Source organism: Marinibacterium profundimaris, from assembly GCF_002210095.1.
GTDB classification, from domain to species: Bacteria; Pseudomonadota; Alphaproteobacteria; order Rhodobacterales; family Rhodobacteraceae; genus Marinibacterium; species Marinibacterium profundimaris.
The window spans coordinates 1,004,884-1,031,451 of the sequence record NZ_AQQR01000001.1; the positions used below are offsets into that span (position 1 = coordinate 1,004,884).

Below are 26,568 nucleotides of genomic sequence, written 5' to 3' on the forward strand. Positions count from 1 at the left end.
GTTACGCGATGACCTTGATGTCGCACAGACCTGCTGACAGCCTTCTGTCAGCATCTGTCATGGAAGCCGGGAATTCGCACAGCCACCTGCCAGACATGCAAACGCCCGCCTCCTGGAAACGGGGCGGGCGGAGCACGATAGCGTCCTGCGCATCTGGCAGGTTTTGTCGGGACTCATGTCATGTGTCGGGGATCAGTCGCCGGTGACGGTCTGTTCCTGTGCGGCCGGTGCCGCATTGTCTTCGATCGCGTCGTCCCAGTTCGACATGGCATAAAGACCGAAGCCGGCGATCAGCAGCGCCACGACTCCGAGAGACACGGCGATCCCGCCGAGGGCTGGTTTGTGACGCTTCGCTTCTTTTTCAACATTGGTGTCGGGGGCGGACATGCCGTCTCCTTTCAGTTGGCTACGTGTCGCAGGGTCAACGCAAAGCTTGGCACAAGGTTGCATCAAGCAGGACACGTCGCATCACGGCCGCGTGAGATCCTGACGAAAAGGCGTCAGGAAACCCTGCGCCGCACCGCGCGGCGATGGCGCGCCTTTTGGCGACGGGCGAGTGATGATACTCGGGACTGGAACGCCGGGATCGCTTGCGGGTCCGGCAGCAGGTTTCACACAGGAACGGATCACACGATGCGCGACGCGGCCCCCCAGACCATTCTTCTTTCGGACTACACCCCTTTCGGATGGCAGCTGGAGAAGGTGGAGCTGACCTTCATCCTCGCGCCCCGCGCGACGCGGGTTAAAAGCCGCATCGCCTTCGTGCCCAACCCGGGTGCCCCAGCGCAGGACTTCTTCCTGCATGGCGAAGAGCTGACGCTGATCTCGGCCACGATCGACGGCACCCCTGCTGACACGCACCTGACATCCGAAGGCCTGACCGCCAAGGTGCCCGACGGCGCTTTTACCTGGGAAGCGGAGGTGGAGATCGATCCGGCGAATAATACCGCGCTGGAAGGGCTTTACATGTCGAACGGCATGTATTGCACGCAATGCGAGGCGGAAGGGTTCCGCAAGATCACCTATTACCCGGACCGCCCCGATGTCATGAGCGTCTTCAGCGTCCGGATCGAGGGCGATCTGCCGGTGATGCTGTCGAACGGCAATCCGGGCAAAAAGGGCGACGGTTTCGCCGAATGGCACGATCCCTGGCCCAAGCCCGCCTATCTCTTTGCCCTGGTCGCCGGAGAGCTGGTGGCCCATTCCGACCATTTCACCACCCGATCAGGCAAGCCCGTTGACCTGAACCTGTGGGTGCGTCCGGGCGACGAAGGCAAATGCGCCTTCGGGATGGAGGCGCTGAAGAAGTCGATGACATGGGACGAAGAGGTCTATGGCCGGGAATATGACCTCGATGTCTTCAACATCGTGGCGGTGGACGATTTCAACATGGGCGCGATGGAGAACAAGGGGCTGAACATCTTCAACTCCTCCGCCGTGCTGGCCTCTCCCGAAACCTCGACCGACATGAATTTCGAACGGATCGAGGCGATCATCGCGCATGAGTATTTCCACAACTGGACCGGCAATCGCATCACCTGCCGCGACTGGTTCCAGCTGTGCCTGAAGGAAGGGCTGACCGTCTTCCGCGATGCGCAGTTCACCTCGGACATGCGCTCGGCCCCCGTCAAGCGGATCCAGGACACGATCGACCTACGCGCGCGGCAGTTCCCCGAGGATAGCGGCCCGCTCGCCCACCCGGTGCGGCCCGATCATTACCAGGAAATCAACAACTTCTACACCGCAACGGTCTATGAAAAGGGCGCCGAGGTGATCGGCATGCTCAAGACGCTGGTGGGCGATGACGCCTACAAGGCGGCGCTGGATCTCTATTTCGACCGTCACGACGGGCAGGCCTGCACGATCGAGGACTGGCTGAAGGTGTTCGAGGATACGACTGGCCGCGACCTGACCCAGTTCAAGCGCTGGTACACCCAGGCCGGCACCCCGCGGGTCACCGTGTCGGAGGCCTGGGACGATGGCACCTACACGCTTACCTTCCGGCAGGAAACGAAGCCCTCGGCCGCAACCCCCGCGCCTCAGCCGCAGGTGATCCCGATGGCCTTGGGCCTTCTGAATCCCAACGGGGACGAGGTGCGGCCCACTGAAGTGCTTGAGATCACGCAGGCCGAGCAGAGCTTCGTCTTTGAGGACCTCGCGTCGAAGCCCGTCCCGTCGCTGCTGCGCGGCTTTTCGGCGCCGGTGACGCTGGATCGCGAGAGCACGACCGAAGAGCGCGCCTTCCTGCTGGCCCATGACACCGACAGTTTCACCCGCTGGGAGGCTGGCAATGCGCTGGCCCGGCAAACCCTGCTGGACATGGCGGCCAAGGGGGCCGCGCCTGAGCCAGCGTATCTCGACGGGATCCAGGCGGTGCTGCGGGATGCGTCGCTGGATCCGGCCTACCGCGCGCTGATGCTGGCTCTGCCGACGCAATCGGACCTGGCCGGTACGCTGAAGGACAAGGGCATCACCCCGGACCCTGACGCGATCTGGCAGGCGGTGGAAACGCTGCGCCAGGCGCTGGCCGAGCACCTGCAGGATCTGCTGCCCCGGCTGGCCGCCGAGACGCATGTGGACGCGCCCTACAGCCCCGACGCCGAGCAGGCGGGCAAGCGCGCCCTGGGCGGCGCGGTGCTGCGCCTGCTGACTCGGCTGGATGGCGGCAAGGCGGCGGCCGCGCAATATGCAAAGGCCGACAACATGACGCTGCAGCTTTCGGCGCTTGGCTGCCTGATCTCGGCCGGCAAGGACGAGGCCGAGGTGCAGGCCTTCTACGATCAGTGGAAGCACGACCGGCTGGTGATCGACAAGTGGTTCGGGCTGCAGATCATGCAGGCCACGCCGGAGGCCAGCGTGCCCACCGCGAAGGCCCTGACCGAGCACCCGGATTTCAACATGAAGAACCCCAACCGCTTCCGCGCCACGCTGGGTGCCCTGGCGGGGCACCATGCCGGGTTCCATGCCGCCGACGGATCGGGCTACGCGCTGCTGGCCGACTGGCTGATCCGGCTGGACCCGGTGAACCCGCAGACCACCGCGCGGATGAGCACCGCCTTCCAGACCTGGACACGCTATGACGCCGGGCGCCAGGCCCATGCCCGCGCCGCGCTGGAGCGTATCGCCGCCACGCCGGGTCTGTCGCGCGACACGACCGAGATGGTGCAGCGCATCCTCGCCTGATCCGATGCCCGCGCCCTTTCTGCATCGCCAGAGGGGGCGCCGGCCCGCACCCCTCGCCGCCCTTCTGGCGGCCTGGGCCGGGCTGATCGCCCTGTGGCTGGGCCTGCAGGCCAGCCCCTGGATCCTGGCGCCGCTGGCGCTGGCCACCCTGCCCGCCCTGCGCGACGTGATCGCCGATCCACGCGCCACGCTGACGCTCGACGACACCAGGCTGCACTGGCAGTCCGGGCGGCGCGAGGGCACGCTGGCGCTGGCCAAGATCGAACAGGCAAGGTTCCACACCGCCTGGGATTTTTCCGTCCTGGTCAGCTTCCGCATGCGGGACGGGCGCAACGTCCAGCTTCCCCCGGACATCCGCCCTCCGCATCGCCTGTTCGAGGATGCCCTCGCCACGCGCGGCGTTGCGACCGTGCGCCACCATTTCACGCTGCGGTCGCACCGCGCCGGACGGGACGGCTGAATTCGTGTCATCGAAGCCGCCGAATAGCGCCGAAAGCTCCGCCGCGGCGCCATGATTGCGCCTTAAATCCGGGCGATCACCACATATGCACCTTCCGCTGCCGAGTTGAGAATGCACCTGAGCTTGAATACCACCATACAGACTGTCCGCGGCTCGGTTCTTGCGCTTCTGCGCCGGCCCGATCTGCCGCCTCTCGCCCTGCCGGCGCCGCGCGGCCCCTCGCCCGACCTCAATCCCGAGGAGTGCCTGGATATCCCGGTCCGCGACGAGGCCGACGACCAGATCGCGCGGGAAGCGGCGGTGGCGCGCGGCCGGTTCCTGGCGCGGCAGGAGGAATGGGGACAGCTGTCGGTCGAGCTGCGGGTGGCGGAAGAGGCGCGCCGGGTGACACCGGCGGGGATGCCGGTGGCGGATCTTCTGGCCTATGGCGCGCGGTCCGACGTGGTGATGGCGGCGGAACATGCGCTGCTGGATGGCCGCCCGCCCCGCGACGCGCAGCTGAGCGCCGGGGTGCAGGCGCTGGAAGGCGTGCTTGAGGAGATGCCGGGCGATTACGCCGCCGCGCTGGTCATCGCGCTGAGCCATATCGACATCGGCTGGGCCTGGCGCGGCACCGGCTGGGACGCGACCGTGCCCCGCGCCAACCGCGCCGCCTTTTACCGGCATTTCGAACGGGCCGAACGGATCCTGGCGCCGTATTCCGGGCTTGAGATGAACAGCCCCGGCCTTGCCGCCGCGCGTTGCGCGCTGCTGGCCGCCGATAGCGACCCGCAGGCGCGCTTTGTCGACGATTACGAGGATCTGATCGACCTCGACCCGCACAACCACCGCCACATGCGCGCGCTTGGTCTGCACCTGTTGCCGCGCTGGTTCGGCAGCCATGACCAGCTGGAGCTGGAGGCCCGCCGCACCGCCGCGCGGACCCAGGACATCTGGGGCGCGGGCGGCTACACCTGGGTCTACATGGACGCGGTGGCGATGGACGAGGAGGCCTGTGCCAGGGTCGACATGGAGTTCTTCATCGAAGGGCTGCACGACATCGTGGCGGTTTGCCCGGACCAGTCGATGATCAACCAGCTGACCGCCTTCTGCGCCGTCACGATGCAGCAGCGCATGGGCTTCGATTCCACCGCCGATTACGCGCGGACCCGCATCGCCGATTGCACCCGCTGGCTGATCCGCGACCACCTGACCGAGGTGCATCCGCTGATCTGGGCGGGCGCGGCCGAAGGCGCCGATACGCTGGCGCGCACCACCTCCAGCAGCCGCTTTGCCGCAAGGGGCCGGTCGGACGCGTTGCAGGCGATCTGCGACAGCTTTGCCGACGATATCCTCTCGGGCCACCGGGTGCGCTTTACCGAGAGCGGGCCCGAGCTTCTGCGGCCCTGAGCCCGCTTGCTCCGCCCGCGCGGCTGGCTTAGAACGCGAGCCAGTCCCGCAAACCCGGAGCCAGCGCCATGCTCGATCTCACCTACGACGCCCCGAAGCCGAAGACCATTGCCGGTGCCAAGCACGATTGGGAGCTGGTCATCGGGATGGAAGTCCATGCGCAGGTGAGCTCCAGGGCGAAGCTGTTCTCGGGCGCCTCCACCGAATTCGGGGCCGAGCCGAATTCGAATGTCGCCTTCGTGGATGCGGCGATGCCCGGAATGCTGCCTGTTATCAACGAGTTCTGCGTCGAACAGGCGGTGCGGACCGGGCTGGGGCTGAAGGCGGAGATCAACCTGGTGTCGGCCTTCGACCGCAAGAATTACTTCTATCCCGACCTGCCGCAGGGCTACCAGATCTCGCAGCTGTATCACCCGATCGTGGGCGAAGGCGAAGTGCTGGTCGAGCTGGGCGAAGGGCTGGGCCGCAAGGTGCGGATCGAACGCATCCATATCGAACAGGACGCGGGCAAGTCGATCCACGACATGGACCCGAACATGTCCTTCGTCGATCTCAACCGCACGGGCGTCGCATTGATGGAGATCGTGTCGCGCCCGGACATCAGAAGCCCTGAAGAAGCAGCGGCTTACATCGCGAAGCTAAGGCAGATTCTGCGCTATCTCGGCACCTGCGACGGCAACATGCAGAACGGCAACCTGCGGGCCGACGTGAACGTGTCGATCTGCCTGCCGGGCGCATACGAGAAGTACCAGGAAACGCAGGACTTTGCGCATCTGGGCACGCGCTGCGAGATCAAGAACATGAACTCCATGCGCTTTATCCAGCAAGCCATTGAAGTTGAAGCGAAACGCCAGATTGCCATCGTGGAAGCGGGCGGCAAGGTGGAACAGGAAACCCGCCTTTATGACCCCGACAAGGGCGAGACGCGGTCGATGCGGTCCAAGGAAGAGGCGCATGATTACCGCTACTTCCCCGACCCCGACCTGATGCCGCTGGAGATCGAGCAGGCCTGGGTGGACGGCATCCAGGCCTCGCTTCCGGAGCTGCCGGATGAGAAGAAAGCGCGCTTTATCAAGGACTTCGGCCTGACCGATTACGATGCCTCGGTGCTGACCGCCGAGGTCGAGGCCGCCGCCTATTTCGAGGCCGTGGCCGCGGGACGCGACGGGAAGATGGCCGCGAACTGGGTCATCAACGAACTGTTCGGCCGGCTGAAGAAGGAAGACCACGCGATCACCGACAGCCCGGTGAGCCCCGCGCAGCTGGGCGGGATCATCGACCTGATCGCAAAGGGCGACATTTCCGGCAAGATCGCCAAGGACGTGTTCGAGATCGTCTATAGCGAAGGCGGCGATCCCGCTGTTATCGTTGAGGAAAAAGGCCTCAAGCAGGTCACCGATACGGGCGCCATCGAGGCCGCCGTGGACGAGGTCATCGCGGCCAACCCGGCGCAGGTCGAGAAGGCGAAACAGAACCCGAAACTGGCGGGCTGGTTCGTCGGCCAGGTGATGAAGGCGACCGGCGGCAAGGCCAACCCCAAGGCGGTGAACGAGCTGGTGGCGGCGAAGCTGGGGCTTTGAGCCCGTCGCATCTGACAGGCATTTTGTCCGTTTTGTACAAACCCCGGGACGGTGTTTTCCGGGGTTTGTCCTTTTTGTACAACGGCTGAACGGGCCGTCTCACCGAGGTCCGGCGGGCCGCCCGGCGCCAACGGGCCGCCCGATGGCCCGGCACCGGCACCCTCGTGCGCGGCGGGGTGAACCCCGCCCTACATGTCTGGCAGAGCGCACGGCCTGCGGGTAGGGTCACCACGATTGAACTCAGGAGCATCCCACACCATGTCAGACACCACAGCCCGGCCCGCCCCGTTCATGTCCTCGGTCATGGAGATCTTGCCGGAGTGGATCGACTACAACGGCCATCTCAACATGGCCTATTACAACGTGCTGTTCGACCGCTGCGGGGACGAGGCCTATGAGATCCTGGGCTTTGGCCCGGACTACGCCGAGCGGGGGTTCACCACCTACACGGCGGAATTCCACCTGTGCTACGTGCGCGAGCTGCACCTGGGCGACAAGGTGCGGGTCAGCCTGCAGCTGCTGGATCACGACGAGAAGCGGTTTCACACCTACCAGGAGATCCACCACGAAGACGGCTGGCTGGCGGCGACCGGAGAGGCCCTGGCGCTGCATATCGACCGGTCGGGGCCGAAGGTGGCGCCGTTTCCCGACGATATCGCGGCGCGGCTGCGGGCGATGAAGGCCGAGCATGACGCGCTGGGGTGGCCCGAGCGGGCGGGCCGCAAGGTGGGGATCACGCGCAAGGGCTGAAACGCGCGGCGATCGCGGAGGCCGGCGGACAACAACGCGCGAGATTCGGCCGCATCCGCGGTTACTGGGCTTTCTTCGGCGCGTGGGTCTGGTAGTCTCCCCCGGGTTCTGCAGAAAGGTCCCCAAACGATGGCTCAATTCGAGTACAAGGTCGTCCCTGCCCCCACGCGCGGGGACAAGGTCAGGGGCGTCAAGCAGCCCGAGGCGCGCTTTGCCAATTCGGTCGAAGCGGTGCTGAATCGCATGGCCGAGGGTGGCTGGGAATACGTGCGGGCCGAGATGCTGCCCAGCGAGGAACGCTCGGGGATCTCGAAGACGACGCGCGAATGGCGCAACCTGCTGATCTTCCGCCGCGAGCGCGTGGCGCCGGGCACGATGCATGCCGACCAGGTCGCAACGCCCGAGGCGCCCGCCCATCCGGCAGTGCCCGTGACGCCCCCCGCCGTGACGGCCGACCCGGTGGCACCGGCGGCCACGGTGGCCGCACCGGCCGCTGTTGCCCGCGACGCCAAGGTCTCGGAGCCGGGCTTCGCGGAGGCGCCCGCCGCTTTTGACGGGGCGCACGGGGCGGAGGACACGGCCGAGCGCCCGGAGGGCGGCACGGCTGAGCGCCCCAAGGGCGACTTTGCGGAGCGCCCGAAGGGCGACGGCCCGATCCCGCTGCGTCCGCTGCGCGGCTCGCGCGACGGGAGCTAGGTCCCGATGTCGAGGCTCAGCGCATGAATGTCGCTCATCAGCGCCGGGCCAAGCGCCGCATGCACCGCCCGGTGACGGGCGATGCGCGACTTGCCTTCGAAGGCGGGGGCCCGGATCGCGACGTGGAAATGGCTTTGCCCGCCCTCGCGGTATCCCGCGTGGCCCCTGTGTTTCTCGCTCTCGTCGAGGACCTGAAGTTCGCTGGGTGCAAAGGCCTGGGTCAGGCGCTCGCGGATCTCGGCCGTAACGGCACCTTCGCCGGTATAGGTCACCATTTTTTCAAACGCCCCCTTCTATCTGGTGCGACAAAGTTTAAACTCTGCAGTCCGAGTCGAAAAGGTGCCCGCCCATGACAAAGTCTGACCCCTTCGGTTTCGATATGTCCGTTTCCGCGTCCAAGAAGAAGAACCCGCGTGGTCGGCGGGGCATGTCGGGTGCATCCGAGACATCGACCCGCGTCTGCGACCACGAGGGCTGTGAAGAGCCGGGCAAGTACCGTGCGCCCAAGGCACCGGACGTGTTGGACGATTACTTCTGGTTCTGCCAGAAGCACGTGCGGGAATATAACCTGAAGTGGAACTTCTTCGACGGCACGACCGAGGCCGAGCTGAACGCGCAGCGGACCAAGGACAAGGTCTGGGAGCGCGAGACGAAGCCGCTGGGCGACCCGGAGGCGCGGGCCTGGGCCCGGCTGGGCATCGACGATCCGCACCAGGTGCTGGGCGCCAACGCGACCAAGAACAAGGGCCGCAAGGTGTCGGGGCGCAAGCTGCCCCCGACCGAGCGCAAGGCGATCGAGATCCTGGATGCCAAGGACAACTGGACCAAGGCCGAGGTGCGCCGCGCCTACAAGAAGCTGATCAAGGTGCTGCATCCGGACATGAACGGCGGCGACCGCAGCCAGGAAGAACAGCTGCAGGAAGTCGTCTGGGCCTGGGACCAGATCAAGATCAGCCGCAATTTCAAGGAATGACCCGGTAGGGACATGACCCGGCAGGGGCCGGCCGCCTGAGACCAGGCGTCCGGTCGCCGTTTGCCGACGGGGATGGTCCGGCAGCGCGCTGGCGCGGGGTCTGCCCGGCCGCCGGGGCGTCTGGATGTCCGCTGTGTTCAGGGCGCCTGCCGCCGGTGGACCGGGCGGTTGCCTGGAGACATGACCGTGATTGTTCGGTCGTGTGCGGCGCGTGCCTTGGGCCGGGCGTCCGGTGGCACGCATTCGAAAGCGGGGGCAAATCGGTCGGATTGCCCCATTTCGACTCACCCCGGATCGGCGCGCGCGGCCCCGGGCCTTGGGATCGCCCAAGGTTTCCTTTGTTTCAAACGGGTTACACGGCGTCACGCTGGCGTGAGAAAGCGGTAACGCCGCCGTGAGCGGCTATGTTTCAATATCCTCACGGCGGGCCGAATCCTGTCACATCGCCGTCATGATGGCATTCCTCCGCAGAAATCTGGCAGAAATTCGAAATACAGCCCCCCGCCTTCGCCGTCTTATCCCGTCAGCACGACTGTCCCGGCCGCACCCATGGCCGGAGCCTGCGGCCCGGCCTGTCGGGCCTGTGCGACGTCAGAAAGGAGAAGACATGAGATCTATCATGCTGGTCGATCACGACCGAAGCGCGCTTCAGGCGCTGTCGCAATTGCTGGAGGGAGAAGGCTATCACGTCGAGACCTTCGTGGATCCGACCCTGGCCCTGCGCTCGCTGCGCCGGCTGCGACCGGACATGGCGGTGATGGACATGCGGATCCCGCGTGTCGACGGGCTGGAGCTGCTGGCGCAGATCCGCGCGCAATCGGACCTGCCGGTGATGGTCATGACCTCCCGCGCCTCCGAGCTTGAAGAGGCGATGGGCCTGCGGATGGGGGCCGACGATTACGTGGCCAAGCCGTTTTCGCCCCGCGTCATGGTGGAGCGGATCGGCGCGCTGGTGCGGCGCCACAAGGGCGAGCTGACCCGCCCCGGCGACAAGGTGCTGGAGGTTGGACCGCTGGTCATCGACCCGAACCGGCACTGGGCCCTGTGGCGCGACCATCCGCTGGACCTGAGCGCGACCGAGTTCCGCCTGTTCACCTATCTGGCCGAGGCGCCGGGCTACATCCGGACGCGCGAGCAGATCATGAAGCGGGTCTATGGCGACAGGATCTGTGTCGAGGACCGCACCGTGGACAGCCATATCAAGCGGCTGCGGACCAAGCTGAAGGCCGTGGATCCGGCCTGCAAGGCGATCGAGACGGTCTATGGCGTGGGCTATCGGCTGACCCTGCCGGAGGACTGAATCGGGGTCCGGAGGGCGAGGGATACGCCTTCTGACAGTATGACACTTCACTCTCAAGATGTTAAACGGTTGAAGATCCGGGGCGTTTGCCCGGAAAGCCTGCGCGAAGGACCGTCGGGACCGGTCCGGGCGCGGAAGGCCGCCGGCACATGACGCCGGGGCACCGAACGCGGTAGCAGATGCGCCAGGCGTTTCGGGGCAAGCGGTTCGGGGAGCACGGTCAGCCGAGGACGGTCAGCGCGGCGATGTCCGCCTTTGCCGGGGCGGGGCGCGCGCAGGGCCGGGCATGAAGGCCATGGCGCAAAGCAAAGGGCCGGGCATGATGCCATGACCCGGGGCGCACGCAGGCGGGAGGATGACCCGGTTCAGGGCGCAGCGGCGAGTTGCCGACGGCGGGCAGATCCGGCGCAAGGTCGCGCAGTACGCGTTACATCCCTGTCACGCCGCCATGCTGTAAGCGTTGAATAGATGCCGGGGGGCCTTTTACACTTCCGGCGATTTCCGTTTTGCAGCAGCTGAAAGCCATGACCGAGGTCCTGACGTTCCTTCACACCGCATCGGCCTGGGCCGCCGTTCTCTCCGCGCTTCTTCTGGGCGGCGCGCTGGCCTACAACCTGAAAACCCCCGCCTTCGGCTTCTGGCCCGCCGCCTCGGGCTGGCGGCACGCCACGGCCTTCGGGATCTTCCGCCTGTTCTGCGGGGCCACGGTGGTCTTTGCCCTGGCCGAGATCTGGGCCCATGGGCTGGGCCACTGGCTGCGCTACGCCCTGGGCGTGCCTGTCACCGTCGTGGCCTTCGGCATCACGCTTTGGGGCTACCGGTTCCTGGGGCTCGACAACACCTATTGCGAGGCCGACGGGCTGGTGACCGGGGGCATGTACGCCTATTCGCGCAACCCGCAATACGTCACCTCGGTGCTGGCGACCGTGGGGCTGGGGATCGTGGCCGCCTCGCCGCTGACGCTGGTCTTCGCGGTGGTGCTCTTCGTGCTGTATTTCCTGTTCATCCTGAACGAGGAACGCTGGCTGGCCGAGGGCTACGGCCGGGCCTTCCTGGAGTACATGGCCACGACCCCGCGTTTCATCGACGAACGCAGCTTCATGCGGCTGCGCGCGGACGTGCTGGCGAAGGGCTGAGGGCCCGCGCCCCCCCTGCCCCGCCGGCGCCAAGGCTTGTCCGGCGAACCGTACAGGCTTGCCGGACAAGCCGCATCTCCAAAAAAACGCCCCGCAGGAATATCCGCGGGGCGTTTGTCATGTCAAAAAGGGGCCCGAGCCTACGATGCCAGCGCCGCCAGCCCGGCCTGGTCGAGATCGGTGATCGCGATCGAGGCCGGGTCGATCGTGTCGGCCTGCACCCCCATCAGCTCGGCCACCAGGATCGAGCCGTTGGGCGCGGTCACCCGGACCTCGACATTGTCGCCGTTCTGCACCAGCGCGATATCCTCCGGGGCCGGAAGCTCTGCGCCTTCGGGGAAGTTCAGCACCAGCGCATCCTCGGCCGGATCGAAATCGGTGATCTGCAGCATCTCGTTGCGGTCGTGGTCGGCATCCTGGATCACGAAGACATCGTCGCCCTCGCCGCCAGTCATAGCGCCCTCCTGCAGGATCAGCACATCGTTGTCCGCCCCGCCGTCCAGCACGTCCACGCCCGAGCCGCCGTTCAGCACGTCGTTGCCCGCGTCGCCCGAAAGCGTGTCGTCGCCCTCGCCGCCCAGCAGGGTGTCGTCGCCGTCGCCGCCCGAAAGCGTATCCATGCCGCGCTGCCCTTCCAGCCGGTCGTCGCCGGTGCCGCCCGAGAGCGTGTCGCAGCCGTCACCGCCCAGCAGCCAGTCGTCGCCCTGCCCGCCGAGAAGCTCATCGTCATCGGCGCCACCGTCGATGTAATCGTCGTCCACGCCGCCATCGATGTAATCGGCGCCCGCGTCGCCATAAAGCCGGTCGTCGTCGTCCTGGCCGAAGATCCGGTCGTCGCCCGCGCCGCCGTGGATCTCGTCCTGGCCGTTGTTCGTGACCGGGTCCGGATCGCCGGCGCTGCCGTCGTCGGGTATATTGGCAAAGTCGGGATAGGCCGGGTCGAGCCCGCCGTAGATCGTGTCATTGCCGTCCTGGCCGTGGATCAGGTCATCGCCCTCGCCGCCGATGATCGTGTCATCGCCCGAGCCGCCATAGATCCGGTCGCGGTCAAAGCCGCCATCGAGGTAATCGTCGCCCTCGCCGCCGTCGATGTAATCGTCGTCGTCTCCGGTGAAGATCGTGTCGTCGCCCGCGCCGCCCCAGGCCCTGTCGCGGTCATCGTTCGGATCCGGGTCCCCCGGCACGCCGGGCAGGCCCGCGTAGGGCGGGAAGCCGAGATCGGGCACCTGCTCCTCGAGCGGCATGGAGGTGTCGATGTAATCGTCGCCGTCGCCGCCATGGGCCTCGTCATTGCCGATGCCGGTATAGATCGTGTCGTTCTGCGCGCCGCCGTCGGCAAAGTCGTTGCCGGGACCGGTGTCGATCAGGTCGTTCTGCGGCCCGCCCCAGGCGGAATCGTTGCCAAGGCCGCCACGGAGCGTGTCGTGCCCCTGCTGGCCCAGCAGGGTGTCGTGCCCGGCGCCGCCGTAGAGAGAGTCATTGCCCGGCCCGCCCCAGAGCTCGTCGTCGCCGTCGTTGCCGTAGACCTCGTCGCGGCCACCTTCGCCCTTGACGAAATCGTCGCCGTCTTCGCCGTACATCATGTCCTGGCCGGTGCCGCCGGCAAGCCAGTCGTCGCCGTCCCCGCCCCGGATCGTGTCGTCGTTCTGTGCGCCGTAGATCGTGTCGTTGCCCGCGCCGCCGTTCAGCGTATCGTGGCCCTGGGCGCCATAGATCTCGTCGTCGCCGGGGCCGCCGTTGACCTCGTCATCGCCCTGGCGGACCTGGATGAAATCGTCGCCCGGGCCGCCATCCACGATGTCGTTCTCGCCGGTTCCGTAAACTTCGTCGTCATCGTCCGTGCCGACAAAAACGGCACCCGCGGCAAGGCCCATCAGGGCCAGAAATGTGAGCATTCGCCACACCCCCAGGTCAAAATGCACTAAAACAGAGGCGACCTTTCACTTGTGTCGAAATTAAGTCAAGGAAATCGGGGCCGGCCGCCGGATGGAAAGATTTTCGAATACAATGACTTGAAAAGCAGGCGGACTGTCCCGCGCTCCGCGACAGACACCGCCCCGCCCCCCGCCGCGCCGCCGCAATCCGCGCCCGCTCCGGCGCCCGGCGTGGCGCCGCAGGACCCGGCACCAAGTCGCACGCGGGCCGAGGGAATTTCGCCTTTCCCTTGCCCTCGGTCTCTGTATGGTGCAGATCGGTTCCGCCCATCCGGGCACCAGGACGAGGGACAAGGACATACGTAATGGCCGACGGCAGCATTGAACCCACTGCGAAACCGACCGAGGAAATCTCTGTCCGCGATGTCTTTGGCATCGACACGGACATGACGGTTCGCGGGTTCGCCGATGCGACGGACCGGGTGCCCGACCTGGATCCGACCTACAAGTTCGACCCGGACACCACGCTGGCGATCCTCGCCGGCTTCTCGCGCAACCGACGCGTGATGATCCAGGGCTATCACGGCACCGGGAAATCGACCCATATCGAACAGGTCGCGGCGCGTCTGAACTGGCCGGCCGTGCGGGTCAACCTGGACAGCCACATCAGCCGGATCGACCTGATCGGCAAGGACGCGATCAAGCTGCGCAACGGCATGCAGGTGACCGAGTTCCACGAGGGCATCCTGCCCTGGGCGCTGCGCAACCCGGTTGCCATCGTCTTCGACGAATACGACGCCGGCCGCGCCGACGTGATGTTCGTCATCCAGCGGGTGCTGGAGCATGACGGCAAGCTGACGCTGCTGGACCAGAACGAGATCATCACGCCGAACCCGTTCTTCCGCCTCTTCGCCACGGCCAACACCGTGGGCCTGGGCGACACGACGGGCCTGTATCACGGCACGCAGCAGATCAACCAGGCCCAGATGGACCGCTGGTCCCTGGTGGCGACGCTGAACTATCTCAGCCATGACGCCGAGGTGGCGATCGTCCTGTCGAAGAACCCGCATTACAACACCGAGAAGGGCCGCAAGACCGTCAGCCAGATGGTGACGCTTGCGGATCTGACGCGCACGGCCTTCATGTCGGGCGATCTGTCCACCGTGATGTCGCCGCGCACGGTGATCACCTGGGCCGAGAACTCCGAGATCTTCCGCAACGTGGGCTATGCCTTCCGCCTGTCGTTCCTGAACAAGTGCGACGAGCTGGAGCGTCAGACCGTGGCCGAGTTCTACCAGCGCTGCTTTGACGAGGAGCTGCCCGAGAGCGCGGCCTCGACCGCGCTGACCTAAGCGCCCCCGCGCCGCCGCCGCGCGCGGCGTTAGACCAAAATCAAGACATTGATGCGAGCGTCCGGTCCCCATGATCGGACGCTTTTCCATTCCGGGCCGTTGCCCTTCCCCGTGCCTGACGCGGTGCCTGATCCTGTGCCTTGCACTTGTTGGCCTGCCCCTGCCCCTGCCGCCCGCCCCGGCGGCGGCCCTGCCCCATGCGCCGGTGGACCAGGTGCGGCTGTTTGCGCAATGCGCCGGGCGCTACTCGGCCCTGGCCGAGCACGAGGCGCTGTTCGATGGCGCGGCCTCTGAACGGGCGCAGGCGCGGCGGGACCTTTACGTCGAACTGATGGAGGCGGTCCTGCCCGATGCCGCCGCGCTCTCGGGCGGCACGGCGCTGGCCTGGCGGATCGCGGCGAAACACGCGCAATCGGTGCTGCTTCGCCGGGCGACCTTCCTGGAGGATCCGGCGGCGGCGGCCCGGTCGCGCCGCGCGGCGGAGTATCATTTCGCCGAATGCCGGGCGAGCATCCTGGGCGGGTAGCGCCCGCGCCCGGTCCGGCATCGGATCGGGAAAAAAGTGCATCAAATGTATTTCAAATGTATATACGTCATTGACTGGTAACCAATCCGTCATAAAATCGTTACATGAGACATTGTGTAGCGATCCTTGCGATGACCGCGGCGCTGTCCGCACCAGCCCTGCAGGCCGCCCCGGCGATGCCGGTCTATTCCCACCAACGCGCCCATCTCTTCGCGGTCTGCGCCGGCCGCCTGGCCGCGCTGGCCCTGCACCAAAGCTCCACCCGTCACGCGGCCGCGCCGGAAAGCCGCCGCCTGCAGGAGGAGTTCGACATGCTGCTGGACGCGGTCCTGCCCGACGCCCGGGACCAAGGCGTGCCGGACGGACAGGCCGTGCGCTGGCGGTCCCAGGGATGGAGCGAGATCGCCGGCTTCCTGGCGGATCAGACCTATTCCTTCGACGCGCGGATCGCCGATCTGGCGCGCAATGCGGCAGCGGAACGGATCGAAGAATGCCGCGCGCTGCTGCTGCCCACGACCTGAGGCATCGGGCGTCGGGCCGGTATGGTAAAGGCCCGGAATAGGGTCTAGGGTGCGGGCGCGAACGAGGTGAGCCTGCGAAGACCCATGACCAAGCCCGACAATCCCGCCGATCCGTTCAAGAAGGCCCTGGCCGAAGCCACCAAGGTGATGGCCAACGATGCCGAGCTGAACGTCACCTACTCGGTCGACCCGGCCGGCCTGTCCGGAGATTCGCTGCGCCTGCCGCAGGTGAGCCGGCGCATGTCCAGGCAGGAGGTGCTGCTGGCGCGCGGTACGGCCGACGCCCTGGCGATGTACCGCAAGTACCACGATGCCGGCGTCCACACCCGCTATGCGCCCCCGGGCGACATGGCGCGGGACCTGTACGAGGCGATGGAAACCGCCCGCTGCGAGGCGATGGGCGCGCGCGACATGCCCGGCACCGCCGGCAACATCGACGCCAAGATCGGCCACGAGGCCTCGCGCCGGGGCTATGACCAGATCCGCCAGGCCGCCGACGCGCCCCTGCCGGCCGCCGCCGGCTACCTGATCCGTCACCTGGCCACGGGCCGCGACCTTCCCGAGGGCGCGCAGAACGTGATGGACCTGTGGCGCGGCTTTATCGAGGAACAGGCCAGCGAGACGCTGGACGACGTGAACGCCATGCTCTCGGACCAGGCCGCCTTTGCGCGCCTGGCGCGGCGGGTGATCTCGGACCTGGGCTATGCCGACCAGCTGGGCGAGGATCCCGACAGCCAGGACGAAGACCAGCAGGACCAGGCCGAGGATCAGCCGGAGGAAGAGGAACAGCCCGATTCGACGGGCGACGACGACCAGGACGAGGACCAGGCCGACGCCGATGCCGAGCAGTCGCAGGACGACCAGCAGGACGCGGCCGAGGCGCAGGTCTCGATGGACGAGATGGCCGACCAGGAGCTGGGCGAAGAGGCCGAGATGCCCGAGGGCGAGGCACCGCTCGATCCGCCGCCGCCCCCGCCGGTGTCCGAGGCCGATCCGCAGTACAAGGTCTACCTGTCCACCCATGACGAGGAGGTCGCCGCCGAGGACCTGGCCGAGCCGGCCGAGCTGGAACGCCTGCGCGCCTATCTCGACCAGCAGCTTGAGCCGCTGAAGGGCGCGGTGAGCCGGCTGGCCAACAAGCTGCAGCGGCGGCTTCAGGCCCAGCAGAACCGCAGCTGGGAATTCGACCGCGAGGAAGGCATCCTGGATGCCGGCCGCCTGGCGCGCGTGGTCGCGAACCCGACGACACCGCTGAGCTTCAAGGTCGAGAAGGACACCGAGTTCCGCGATACCGTGGTGACGCTGCTGCTGGACAACTCGGGCTCTATGCGGGGCCGCCCGATCTCGATCGCGGCGATCTGCGCGGATGTTCTGGCGCGGACACTGGAACGCTGCAACGTGAAGGTCGAGATCCTGGGCTTCACAACCCGCGCCTGGAAGGGCGGGCAGGCGCGCGAGGCCTGGCTGAACGACGGTCGCCCACAGACGCCCGGGCGGCTGAACGACCTGCGGCACATCATCTACAAGGGCGCCGATGCGCCCTGGCGCCGGGCGCGGCCGAACCTTGGCCTTATGATGAAGGAAGGCCTGCTGAAGGAGAACATCGACGGCGAGGCGCTGGAATGGGCGCACCGCCGGATGCTGGCCCGGCGCGAGCAGCGCAAGATCCTGATGGTGATCTCCGATGGGGCGCCGGTCGACGATTCGACGCTGAGCGTGAACCCGGCCAATTACCTCGAGAAGCACCTGCGCGACGTGATCTCAATGGTCGAGAAGCGCAAGATGGTGGAGCTGCTGGCGATCGGCATCGGCCACGACGTCACGCGCTACTACGACCGCGCGGTGACGATCACAGACGTGGAGCAGCTGGCCGGCGCCATGACGGAACAGCTTGCGGCACTGTTCGACAGCGACCCGCGCGCTCGCGCCAGGGTGATGGGGATCAGGAAGGCCAGCTGACGCTGGCCTTGCCTCCGGCGGGAGGTATTTGGGCAAAGATGAAGACAGGGGCGCTGCACCCAGTATCTTCACCTTTGTAAAAATACTCCAGCCTGCCCTCTCCCCCCAGCCGATACGCTTCAGAAAAAGGCACCCCCGAGTCCGATCCGGCACGGGGGTTGCGCTAACGCGCGGGATCGTATGGTATCGCGCAGCCAAGTACCGGAGACGCATGACATGTTTCAGACCTTCGAGGTAACCGCCCGCCCCGAACAGGGGCCGCCGCGCCTGGCCGCCCTGCGTGCCGAGATGGCCGCGGACGGGCTGGATGGCTACCTCGTGCCGCGGGCGGATGCGCATCAGGGCGAATATGTCGCCGCACGGGACGCGCGCCTGTCCTGGCTGACCGGGTTCACCGGCTCGGCCGGGTTCTGCGTGGTGCTGGAGGGCAAGGCCGGGGTCTTTGTCGACGGGCGCTATCGCACCCAGGTGAAGGCGCAGGTGGCCGATGTCTATACCCCCGTGCCCTGGCCCGAGGTGACGCTGGCGGGCTGGCTGAAGGAGCAGTTGCGGCGCGGCAGCCGGGTCGGGTTCGACCCCTGGTTGCATTCGGTGGCGCAGCTGCGCGATGCGCGGCTGGCGCTGGAGGGCACCGGCATAGCGCTGGTGGCGCATGACAACCTCGTGGACCGGATCTGGGAGGACCAGCCGGGGCCGCCGATGGCCCCCGCGCGCGCGCATCCGCTGGAGTTCGCCGGCGAAAGCGCGGCCGACAAGCGCCGACGGCTGGCAGCGCAGCTGGCCGAGGCCGGGCAGAAGGGCGCGGTGCTGACCCTGCCCGACAGCATCATGTGGCTGCTGAACATCCGCGGCTCGGATATCGAGCGCAACCCGGTCGCCCAGTGCTTTGCCGTGCTTTACGATACCGGGGCCGTCGATCTTTTCATCACCCCCGCCAAGGTCGCGGATCTGGCGGATCACCTGGGCTCCGACATCACGGTCTGGCCGCCCGATGCGATGATCGACGCGTTGGAGGTCATGGACGGCCCGATCCGCTTCGACCCGGCCTCGGCGCCGCAGGCGGTGGCCGAGGCGCTGGGATCGCGTGGGGTGGAAGGGCCGGACCCCTGCCTGCTGCCAAAGGCCTGCAAGAACGCCGCCGAGATCGCCGGCAGCGAGCAGGCGCATCTGCGCGATGCGGCCGCCGTCGTCGAGTGCCTGGCCTGGCTAAACGCTCAGGCGCCCGGCACCGTGACCGAGATTGACGTGGTCCGGAAGCTGGAGGCCTGCCGCCGGCAGGACAACAGCCTGCAGGATATCTCGTTCGAGACGATTTCCGGCACCGGGCCCAACGGCGCGATCATGCATTACCGCGTCACCGACGAGACCGATGCCACGCTGGAGGCCGGCCACCTGCTGGTGCTGGACAGCGGCGGACAATACCTGGACGGCACGACCGACATCACCCGCACCATCGCCGTGGGCGAGGTCGGGACCGAGGAGAAGGCGGCCTTTACCCGCGTGCTGCAGGGCATGATCGGCATGAGCCGCCTGCGCTGGCCGCGCGGGCTTGCGGGCCGCGACATCGAAGCCGTCGGACGGATGCCGCTCTGGCGCGCGGGGCAGGATTTCAACCACGGGCTTGGCCATGGCGTCGGCGCCTATCTCAGCGTCCACGAGGGGCCTCAAAGGTTGAGCCGGACCTCGGACGTGGCGTTGCAGCCGGGCATGATCCTGTCGAACGAACCGGGGTATTACCGCGAGGGCGCTTTTGGCATCCGGATCGAGAACCTGCTTGTGGTGCAGGAGGCCAAGCCCCTGCCCGGAGGCGATGCGGAACGGTCGATGTATGACTGGCGCACCCTGACCTGGGTCCCCATCGACCGGCGCTGCATCCTTGCGGATCGGCTGTCGGCGGAGGAGCGGGACTGGTTGGATCGCTATCACGCAGAGGTATTCAAGAAGATCGGACCCAGGGTGGACGCAGATGTCCGCGCCTGGCTCGAACGGGCCTGCGCGCCGCTCTAGGCTGTCACGCGGGCGTTACACGCAGCGGGCAAATCGCTGGACAAGACAAGAGGGAAGGACGGGACATGGCGGATCATATCAGGATACGGAAAGCGGACGGGGTCTGGACGGTGCGGTCCGGAGGCGCCGTGCTGGCAGAGAGCAGCAATGCGCTCGAGGTGACCGAGGGGGACTATCCGATGGTGATCTATTTCCCGCGCTCGGACATCGCCATGGCCTTCCTGGAGCGGACCGACAAGGTGACGACCTGCCCGTGGAAGGGCGATGCGAACTACTACTCGATCATGAACCGGTCGGCGACGATCGAGAACGGCGCCTGGACCTACGAGAACCCCGTGGACGCGGTGGCGCAGCTCAAGGACCACGTGGCCTTCTATGCCACCGACGACGTGACGGTGGAGCGGATCTGATCCGACTGCGCCCGCGCCTGCGCCGGCGCGTCAGTCCCCGGCGCCGGTGACGTCCAGCTCCACCCGCAATCCGCGGTGGTTGGAGCCAAGCTCTTCTCCCCATGGGTCGACCCGTGTGACGGCGATATCGCCGCGGGTGAAGACATGGTCGATCGGCACGCCCAGGGCGCCGAGCCGCGCGGGCCATGTGGCGGTGGGCAGCCGCGGGTGCGACAGGTTGCGCGCGATCTCCAACTTGCGGATGCGGCGGCTCCAGGGGGCGGCGTTGAAATCGCCGATCAGGACCTGGCGGTCCGAGGTGGCGGCGCGCAGGCTGTTGTGGAGGCGGAGATCCTCGAAGTTCCGAACCGACTCGTACCAGGGCTTGGTCAGGTGGACGGCGTGGATCGGTACGGGGCCGGCGTCGGGGTGCTCGACAGTGAAGCGGAGCATGCGGTTGAGCCCGCTGGGCAGGTCGGAGCTGCGCAGGTCCGTGATCGGCAGGCGCGATATCACCTGGATGCCGCAGTTCACGACGCCGTCGCAGGAGTGACCATACGGGTAGATATCGGAGAGCGCCTGCAGCGCCTCGGTCGCGGGAGCGGATTCGGCGAAGGCGATGATGTCGGCGCCGCTGGCGCGGATGGCCTCTTCGATCCGTTCGGGCGCGATGCCGTTTTCGCCGAAGATGTTGAACCAGATCACCGTCAGGTCGGCCTCTGACCCCACCGGGGCCACGCGGCTGCGGTAATCGATGGCAAGGGACACGAGCCCGGCCAATGCCAGCACGACACAAAGGCCGCCGATCCAGCGGGCGCCGGCGAGCGCGAGGCTCAGGCCAAGCGGGATCGAGAGCAGCAGCAGCCAGGGGCGCAGGCCGTCCGCAAGGCGGGCCAGGGTGCCGAACGCCTGGTGGCTGCCGTCGACGAGATGCGAGAAGAGGCCGAAGCCGAGGGCGACCGCTGTCAGCACAAGCAGCACGCCGACCAGCCGTTCGCGCCAGACCGGAAGCCAGGCCGCGCGGCGCGTAACCTGTCCGAGGGGGTTGTCCGTCATGCCATCGCGCCCATTGCTTCGCAGACCTCCACCGGGACGGCTGCGCCCGGGCCTCTCCCCCTGCCCTTTCGATAGCGGCTTCGCCGGGGCGCGTCAGCCTTTTCCCGACCCGGGCCGTCCTGCCAGCGCGGAAATGCTCAGGAATGTTCCTCTGCCGCCGTCGAGGCCAGCGCGCGGTTATAGGCCTTCAGCGCGTCGACATGGAACAGCGCCCCGCGCAGCTCGGGCGCGCTGTTCTCGCCGGTCAGCGAGACCACCGGCAGGAAGGGCACCGTGGCGCGGTCGAAGATCGGCATGGCGGCCTCGAGCGTGGCGTTGATGTCGAGATAGAGGCCTTCGCCGATCATCTCCCAGCAGCGGTCGGCACTGGCGGCGCGCGGATCGTCGGGCTTGCGCATCACGCGCTCGGCGCGGAACATCGCCAGCAGATAGGCCTGCGGCCCGGCGGCCAGGTGCAGGCCGCGCCGCTCCAGCACCGTCAGGAAGAAGCTGCGGTCCACCAGCCGCGTGGCCAGCGCGGTGGACATCGACACGGAGACCATGACCGCGATGCCGATCTGCCAGTCTCCGGTCAGTTCGAACACGATCAGCGTGGTCGAGATCGGCGCGCCCAGCACGGCCGCCGTCACCGCGCCCATGCCGGCATAGGCATAAAGGGTCGCGGTTCCCGAGACATCGGGCAGCACGCCGGTGGCGATCAGCCCGAAGGCCAGCCCCGACACCGCGCCGATCATCAGCGAGGGCGAGAACATGCCCCCGCCCATGTGCCCGGCGATGGTGATGGCCACGGCGATCACCTTGACCATGGTGAAGATCACCGCCGTCGACAGCAGCAGATCGCCTTCCAGCGCGCGCAGGGTGGTTTCGTACCCCACGCCGATGATGTGGGGAAAGCCGATGGCAATGATCCCCAGCAGCAGCCCGGCAAAGCCCGGGCGCGCCCAGCGGGGCACAGAGAGCTTCCGTTGCAGGTGGTTGCCCAGGTCCTCGGCGAAGAAGATCGAGCGCATCAGCACCACGGCGATCAGCCCCGAGATCAGGCCAAGGATCAGGAAGGCGGGCAGTTCGACGTAGAATTGCAGCTGGCCCGGGGTCTGCAGGACGAATTCCGTCAGCCCCCCGAATTCCAGCCGGTTGATCACCGTGCCCGCGACCGAGGCGATGACGATCGGCGCGAAGGCATGGACGGCGAAGTGGCGCAGCACCACCTCGAGCGCGAAGAGCGCGCCGGCGATGGGGGCGTTGAAGCTGGCCGAGACGGCGGCCGCCACGGCGCAGCCCAGCAGGTCGCGCCCGGTGATCCCGTCGGCATTGATGCGTTCCGACACCCACGAGGAGATCACGCCGGCCAGGTGCACCACCGGCCCTTCCCGCCCCGAGGATCCGCCCGAGGAGAGCGTTATCAGGCTGGCCAGCGCCGAGGCAAAGCCGGCCTTCGTCTCTACCCTGCCGTCGTGCAGGGCGGAGCCCTCGATCACGTCGGCGACGCTGCGCAGGCGGCCGTCGGGGGTGAACCAGTGCAGGATGACGCCCACGATCAGCCCGCCGCAGACCGGGATCAGCACCACAGGCCACCAGGCCATGCCCGCGGCGTGGCTGTGGATCATGTTGGGATCATCCACGCCGTAGAGAAACGCCTGCAGCGCGAAGATCCCCTTGCGGAACAGCAGCGCGGCGAAGCCCGCCGCGACACCGATGGCCAGCGCGATGAACCAGAACTGGATCTGGCTGGGCCCCCTCTTGCGCAGCACGTGCCAGCCGTCCCGGGCCGCCGAAACGGCCTGGCGCAGCTGGGCGGAGAGGTCAGGTGTCTTGGGCTCGGCCATCGACGCGTCCGGGGTTTGTCTGGGTACTCTCTAGGTCAGCGGCGTCCGGGACGGAAGGGCGCAGGGCGCGATTGCGGCCGCATCGTGCGGTTCGGTCGCGCCTGGGGCGGCGGGGCGGCGGTGTGCCTGTGTGCCGCGATCAGTCGTGGCCGCGCGCGCGGCGGGCCAGCAGATGGGTGACGACCATGAGCACCGCCCAGACCGCGATCATCACCGGCCGGCCGGCCATGGCCAGCGGGATCAGGACGAGCCCGAAGGCGATCGAGATCACCTCTGTCATGTTGAACCCTCCGGCGGCCATGTCGGGGACCTGGCCGATGGCGCTGCCGATCAGACCGGCAAGCAGGCTTGCCAGCACCGCGCCCAGCAGGCCCAGCACCCAGCCGCCCACCCCGTGGCGCCCGAACAGCCCGGCGCAGACCAGCCCCGACAAGGCACCACCGATCGCCATCGCGACGATATAGCGGATGATCAGCTCCTGCGGGACGGACTGGGCCTGTTCCGGTGTGACATGGCCCAGCTCTTCGGTCAGGAAGCCGAAGAAGAAGGCGGCCCCGGTGATGGCCATCATGATCGTGACGAGGCCCCGGGCCTTGCGCGAAGCTGTCATGGGCTGTCGCCCCCCATTGCCGTGAGATCTTGTGGTGACATGGACCGATGATGGCAGGCCAAACCGTCCGCGTCGAGGAAAAGGCCCGCTGTGGCGGGCAGTTCGCCGTCGGCCGTGTCCCCGGCGCCCCGCCCCTGCGGCCCGGGACCAGCCGGCGGCGGTGGGTTGAAAACCCACCCTACGGCTGCTGCCCTGCCCGAACCTAGCTGCCCAGCAGGGCGCGGGCGGCGGCGCGGGCTTCGTCGGTGATCGTGTCCCCGGCGAGCATGCGGGCGATCTCGTCCACCCGTTCGGGCGTGTCGAGAGGCGTGACGGTCGAGAGCGTGGCCTCGTCGCGCACCGCCTTGGCCACACGCCAGTGGTGCCCGCCGCGCGCGGCGACCTGGGGCGAATGGGTCACGACAAGGACCTGGCCGTCGCGGGCCAGCGATTCCAGCCGGCGGCCCACCGCATCGGCGGTGGCCCCGCCCACCCCACGGTCGATCTCGTCGAAAATCATGGTCAGCCCGCTGGATTCGCCGGCAAGGCAAACCTTCAGCGCCAGAAGGAACCGGCTGAGCTCGCCGCCCGAGGCGATCTTGTTCAGCGGCCCCGAGGGCGCGCCCGGGTTCGTCGCCACGGTGAAGGCCACCGCGTCGCGGCCCTCGGGGCCCGGGGCCTCTTCGGTCATCGTGGTGGTGAAGACCGCGCGATCCAGCTTCAGCGGTGCCAGTTCGGCCATCACCGCCGCGTCGAGACCTGTCGCGGCCTTGCGGCGCGCCTCGCTCAGCGCAGTGGCGGCTGTGTCATAAGCGGCCTCGGCCTTGGCCAGCGCCTTGCGGCGGTCCTCCAGGTCCTGTTCGCCGCCGTCGAGCGCGGCCAGCCGGTCGCGCAGGTCCGAGGCGAAGCCGGCCAGGTCGTCGGGCACGAGGCTGTGCTTGCGCGACAGGCGGCGGATCTCGAACAGGCGCTCCTCGGCCTGTTCCAGCTCTCGCGGGTCGAATTGCAAAGCATCGAGCACGCTTTCGATGCCCGAGAGCGCATCGCCCAGCTCGATCAGCGCGCGGCCAAGTGCTGCGACGGGGGCGTCGATCGCCTCGATCTCGGCCGTGGCGGCGGCCCCTTCCAGCCAGCGCAGCGCATCGCCCGCTGCACCTTCGGCGCCGTCGCGGCCCACGGCCTGATGGGCGCGCATCACGTCGTCGCGGACCCGTTCGGCGGCCTGCATCAGGCGGCGGCGGGTGTCCAGTTCCGCATCCTCGCCCGGCTGCGGATCGAGCGCATCGAGCTCGGCCACGGCATGGCGCAGGAAATCCTCTTCGGCGCGGACCTCGTCCAGAGCCCTGGTCGCGGCATCCAGCGCGGCGGCGGCCTTGCGGCGCGCGGCCCAGGTCTCGCGGACATCGGCGCGCAGAGCGTCGTGGCCGCCATAGGCATCCAGCAAGGCCCGGTGCCCGCGCGGGTTCAGCAGCCCGCGGTCGTCGTGCTGGCCGTGCAGTTCGACCAGCGTGTCGGAGAGCTGCCGCAGCACCTCTCCCGAGGCGCGGCGATCGTTGATCCACGCCGTCTTGCGCCCGTCCGAGCGGTTCACGCGGCGCAGAATCAGCTCGTCCTCGGCCGGCAGGCCGGCCTCGTCCAGCACCGCGCGGGCCGGGTGATCGGGGGCCAGGTCGAAGACGGCGACAACCTCGCCCTGCTCGGCCCCGGCGCGCACCAGCTCGGCCCGGCCGCGCCAGCCGAGGACAAAGCCCAGACTGTCCAGCAGGATCGACTTGCCGGCCCCGGTCTCGCCGGTCAGCACGTTCAGACCCGGCTGGAACGCAAGCTCCAGCCGGTCGATGATCAGAATGTCGCGAATATCAAGCGAGCGCAGCATGGGATCCCACCACGGGGCGGGGTTGCCCCCGCCGCTTCCTCAGAGCCACTCACCCCTGATCGATTGCCGATAGATCTGGCTGAGCCAGTTGTTGCCGCGATCCTTCAGCTCCAGCCCCTGGCTGGTCAGCAGGCGATAGCTGTCCTCGTACCACTGGGTGGAGCGGTAGTTGTAGCCCAGGATCGCACCGGCGGTCTGCGCCTCGTCCACAAGGCCAAGCGACAGGTAGGCCTCGACCAGGCGGTGCAGCGCCTCGGGCGTGTGCGAGGTGGTCTGGAAATCCTCGACCACGACGCGGAACCGGTTGATCGCGGCGGCATAGTAGCCCCGGCGCAGATAGTAGCGGCCGATCTCCATCTCCTTGCCGGCGAGATGATCGAAGGCGAGGTCGAATTTCAGGATCGCCGAGGTGGCGTATTCGCTGTCGGGGTAGCGTTCGATCACGGCGCGCAGCGCCTGCAGCGCCTGGAAGGTCAGGCCCTGGTCGCGCCCGACCTCGTCGATCTGGTCGTAATAGGACAGCGCCAGCAGGTAGGCCGCATAGGCGGCATCCTCGTCGGCCGGATAGAAATCGATGAACCGCTGCGCCGCGGCGCGCGAATTCTCGTAATCCCGGTCCTGGTGGTAGGAAAACGCCTGCATGATAAGCGCGCGCTGCGCCCAGGCCGAATAGGGATAAAGCCGCTCGATCTCGCCGAAATAGAAGGCCGCGTCATCGGCCCGGTTGCGGCTGAGTTCGTATTCGCCGCGTTCAAAGATCTGCTCGGCCGTGTAGCCTTCGAGGTTCTCGTCACGGTCTGCACCGCCACCCCCGAAGATCCCGTCACCACCGCTGCAACCGGCCATCGAAAGCGCCAGAATCAATACAGCCGCCTTCCGGAACGCCGACCTGCCGCCTGTCATTCTCGATTATCCTCACCGCAGAAGTCCCGGGAGTGTGCCCCGCTTTTGAGTGGGTCTAGCACAATAAAATCTGGTGCAAAACGCCTTATCGCCCATCCGGAGCGACCTTGATCACCGCGCGATCTTGCGGTCATCGTCTCATCGTCCACCGTATCCGGGGCCCGATGCGACACCCGGTCCCTTCTACGCAAAACCGCGCCGGGGGAGCCGGCGCGGCTGAATT

General features: G+C 67.4%; 23 protein-coding genes. 15 read left to right on the forward strand and 8 right to left on the reverse strand.

Translation table 11 applies throughout. The annotated features are described in order from the left end of the window. Window positions 1-192 precede the first annotated feature (192 nt). Window positions 193-387, reverse strand: coding sequence for a hypothetical protein (locus tag ATO3_RS04795; protein ID WP_088648622.1), 195 nt, complete (start codon window positions 385-387; stop codon window positions 193-195). Between the two features lie 246 nt (window positions 388-633). Between ATO3_RS04795 and pepN the strand changes: the two genes are divergently transcribed. The 6 genes from pepN (at window position 634) to ATO3_RS04825 (ending at window position 8,058) form a co-directional block, all read left to right on the forward strand. Next, window positions 634-3,183 carry an aminopeptidase N gene (gene pepN, locus ATO3_RS04800; protein WP_088648623.1) on the forward strand — a complete coding sequence of 850 codons (2,550 nt, stop codon included), beginning with the start codon at window positions 634-636 and terminating at the stop codon, window positions 3,181-3,183. A gap of 4 nt (window positions 3,184-3,187) precedes the next feature. Next, window positions 3,188-3,643 (forward strand): hypothetical protein, encoded by a 456-nt coding sequence (locus ATO3_RS04805; protein ID WP_088648624.1) that lies wholly within the window; start codon window positions 3,188-3,190, stop codon window positions 3,641-3,643. 123 nt (window positions 3,644-3,766) lie between these two features. Next, window positions 3,767-5,032, forward strand: coding sequence for a hypothetical protein (locus ATO3_RS04810; RefSeq protein ID WP_088648625.1), 1,266 nt, complete (start codon window positions 3,767-3,769; stop codon window positions 5,030-5,032). Between the two features lie 68 nt (window positions 5,033-5,100). After that, complete coding sequence (gatB, locus tag ATO3_RS04815) at window positions 5,101-6,612, forward strand: Asp-tRNA(Asn)/Glu-tRNA(Gln) amidotransferase subunit GatB (protein ID WP_088648626.1); 1,512 nt, start codon at window positions 5,101-5,103, stop codon at window positions 6,610-6,612. Window positions 6,613-6,870: 258 nt separating this feature from the next. Beyond that, window positions 6,871-7,362 carry a thioesterase family protein gene (locus ATO3_RS04820; protein WP_198963201.1) on the forward strand — a complete coding sequence of 164 codons (492 nt, stop codon included), beginning with the start codon at window positions 6,871-6,873 and terminating at the stop codon, window positions 7,360-7,362. A gap of 129 nt (window positions 7,363-7,491) precedes the next feature. Next, window positions 7,492-8,058 (forward strand): DUF4177 domain-containing protein, encoded by a 567-nt coding sequence (locus ATO3_RS04825; protein ID WP_088648627.1) that lies wholly within the window; start codon window positions 7,492-7,494, stop codon window positions 8,056-8,058. On the opposite strand, the gene ATO3_RS04830 is transcribed toward ATO3_RS04825, so the two are convergent. Beyond that, entirely contained in the window at window positions 8,055-8,333 is a 279-nt protein-coding gene (locus ATO3_RS04830) for a BolA family protein (protein WP_088648628.1), read from the reverse strand. The two genes, ATO3_RS04825 and ATO3_RS04830, sit on opposite strands and share 4 nt — an antisense overlap. A gap of 74 nt (window positions 8,334-8,407) precedes the next feature. On the opposite strand from ATO3_RS04830, the gene ATO3_RS04835 reads away from it, so the two are divergent. The 3 genes from ATO3_RS04835 to ATO3_RS04845 all read left to right on the forward strand — a co-directional run bounded on the left by ATO3_RS04835 (window position 8,408) and on the right by ATO3_RS04845 (window position 11,467). Beyond that, complete coding sequence (locus tag ATO3_RS04835; protein ID WP_088648629.1) at window positions 8,408-9,031, forward strand: J domain-containing protein; 624 nt, start codon at window positions 8,408-8,410, stop codon at window positions 9,029-9,031. Window positions 9,032-9,638: 607 nt separating this feature from the next. Beyond that, window positions 9,639-10,331: a response regulator transcription factor gene (locus ATO3_RS04840; RefSeq protein ID WP_088648630.1), complete on the forward strand. Its 693-nt coding sequence runs from the start codon at window positions 9,639-9,641 to the stop codon at window positions 10,329-10,331. A gap of 524 nt (window positions 10,332-10,855) precedes the next feature. Further along, window positions 10,856-11,467 carry a methyltransferase family protein gene (locus ATO3_RS04845; RefSeq protein WP_088648631.1) on the forward strand — a complete coding sequence of 204 codons (612 nt, stop codon included), beginning with the start codon at window positions 10,856-10,858 and terminating at the stop codon, window positions 11,465-11,467. Window positions 11,468-11,607: 140 nt separating this feature from the next. Here the strand turns inward: ATO3_RS04845 and ATO3_RS04850 are convergent, their stop codons facing one another. Next, window positions 11,608-13,362: a calcium-binding protein gene (locus ATO3_RS04850; RefSeq protein ID WP_088648632.1), complete on the reverse strand. Its 1,755-nt coding sequence runs from the start codon at window positions 13,360-13,362 to the stop codon at window positions 11,608-11,610. A gap of 344 nt (window positions 13,363-13,706) precedes the next feature. On the opposite strand from ATO3_RS04850, the gene cobS reads away from it, so the two are divergent. The 6 genes from cobS (at window position 13,707) to ATO3_RS04880 (ending at window position 20,116) form a co-directional block, all read left to right on the forward strand. Further along, on the forward strand, window positions 13,707-14,693 hold the full coding sequence (gene cobS / locus ATO3_RS04855) for a cobaltochelatase subunit CobS (protein ID WP_088648633.1): 987 nt from the start codon (window positions 13,707-13,709) through the stop codon (window positions 14,691-14,693). Window positions 14,694-14,763: 70 nt separating this feature from the next. Then, window positions 14,764-15,219 carry a hypothetical protein gene (locus tag ATO3_RS04860; RefSeq protein ID WP_088648634.1) on the forward strand — a complete coding sequence of 152 codons (456 nt, stop codon included), beginning with the start codon at window positions 14,764-14,766 and terminating at the stop codon, window positions 15,217-15,219. Between the two features lie 104 nt (window positions 15,220-15,323). Beyond that, on the forward strand, window positions 15,324-15,740 hold the full coding sequence (locus ATO3_RS04865) for a hypothetical protein (RefSeq protein ID WP_143747223.1): 417 nt from the start codon (window positions 15,324-15,326) through the stop codon (window positions 15,738-15,740). An 84-nt stretch (window positions 15,741-15,824) separates the two neighbouring features. After that, window positions 15,825-17,699 carry a cobaltochelatase subunit CobT gene (gene cobT, locus ATO3_RS04870; RefSeq protein WP_088648636.1) on the forward strand — a complete coding sequence of 625 codons (1,875 nt, stop codon included), beginning with the start codon at window positions 15,825-15,827 and terminating at the stop codon, window positions 17,697-17,699. 216 nt (window positions 17,700-17,915) lie between these two features. Then, on the forward strand, window positions 17,916-19,706 hold the full coding sequence (locus tag ATO3_RS04875; RefSeq protein ID WP_088648637.1) for an aminopeptidase P family protein: 1,791 nt from the start codon (window positions 17,916-17,918) through the stop codon (window positions 19,704-19,706). 65 nt (window positions 19,707-19,771) lie between these two features. Beyond that, window positions 19,772-20,116: a DUF427 domain-containing protein gene (locus ATO3_RS04880; protein WP_088648638.1), complete on the forward strand. Its 345-nt coding sequence runs from the start codon at window positions 19,772-19,774 to the stop codon at window positions 20,114-20,116. Window positions 20,117-20,146: 30 nt separating this feature from the next. Here ATO3_RS04880 and ATO3_RS04885 read toward each other — a convergent pair whose 3' ends face one another. The 5 genes from ATO3_RS04885 to ATO3_RS04905 all read right to left on the reverse strand — a co-directional run bounded on the left by ATO3_RS04885 (window position 20,147) and on the right by ATO3_RS04905 (window position 26,345). After that, entirely contained in the window at window positions 20,147-21,151 is a 1,005-nt protein-coding gene (locus ATO3_RS04885) for an endonuclease/exonuclease/phosphatase family protein (RefSeq protein WP_088648639.1), read from the reverse strand. A gap of 137 nt (window positions 21,152-21,288) precedes the next feature. Further along, window positions 21,289-22,977, reverse strand: a complete 1,689-nt coding sequence (locus ATO3_RS04890) for a chloride channel protein (RefSeq protein ID WP_088648640.1) — start codon at window positions 22,975-22,977, stop codon at window positions 21,289-21,291. Window positions 22,978-23,116: 139 nt separating this feature from the next. Further along, on the reverse strand, window positions 23,117-23,587 hold the full coding sequence (locus ATO3_RS04895; RefSeq protein ID WP_088648641.1) for a hypothetical protein: 471 nt from the start codon (window positions 23,585-23,587) through the stop codon (window positions 23,117-23,119). A gap of 202 nt (window positions 23,588-23,789) precedes the next feature. Beyond that, complete coding sequence (recN, locus tag ATO3_RS04900) at window positions 23,790-25,442, reverse strand: DNA repair protein RecN (RefSeq protein ID WP_088648642.1); 1,653 nt, start codon at window positions 25,440-25,442, stop codon at window positions 23,790-23,792. A gap of 39 nt (window positions 25,443-25,481) precedes the next feature. Further along, the gene (locus tag ATO3_RS04905; RefSeq protein WP_088648643.1) at window positions 25,482-26,345 is read right to left on the reverse strand and encodes an outer membrane protein assembly factor BamD; all 864 of its coding nucleotides are present in this window, start codon (window positions 26,343-26,345) and stop codon (window positions 25,482-25,484) included. Window positions 26,346-26,568 lie beyond the last annotated feature (223 nt).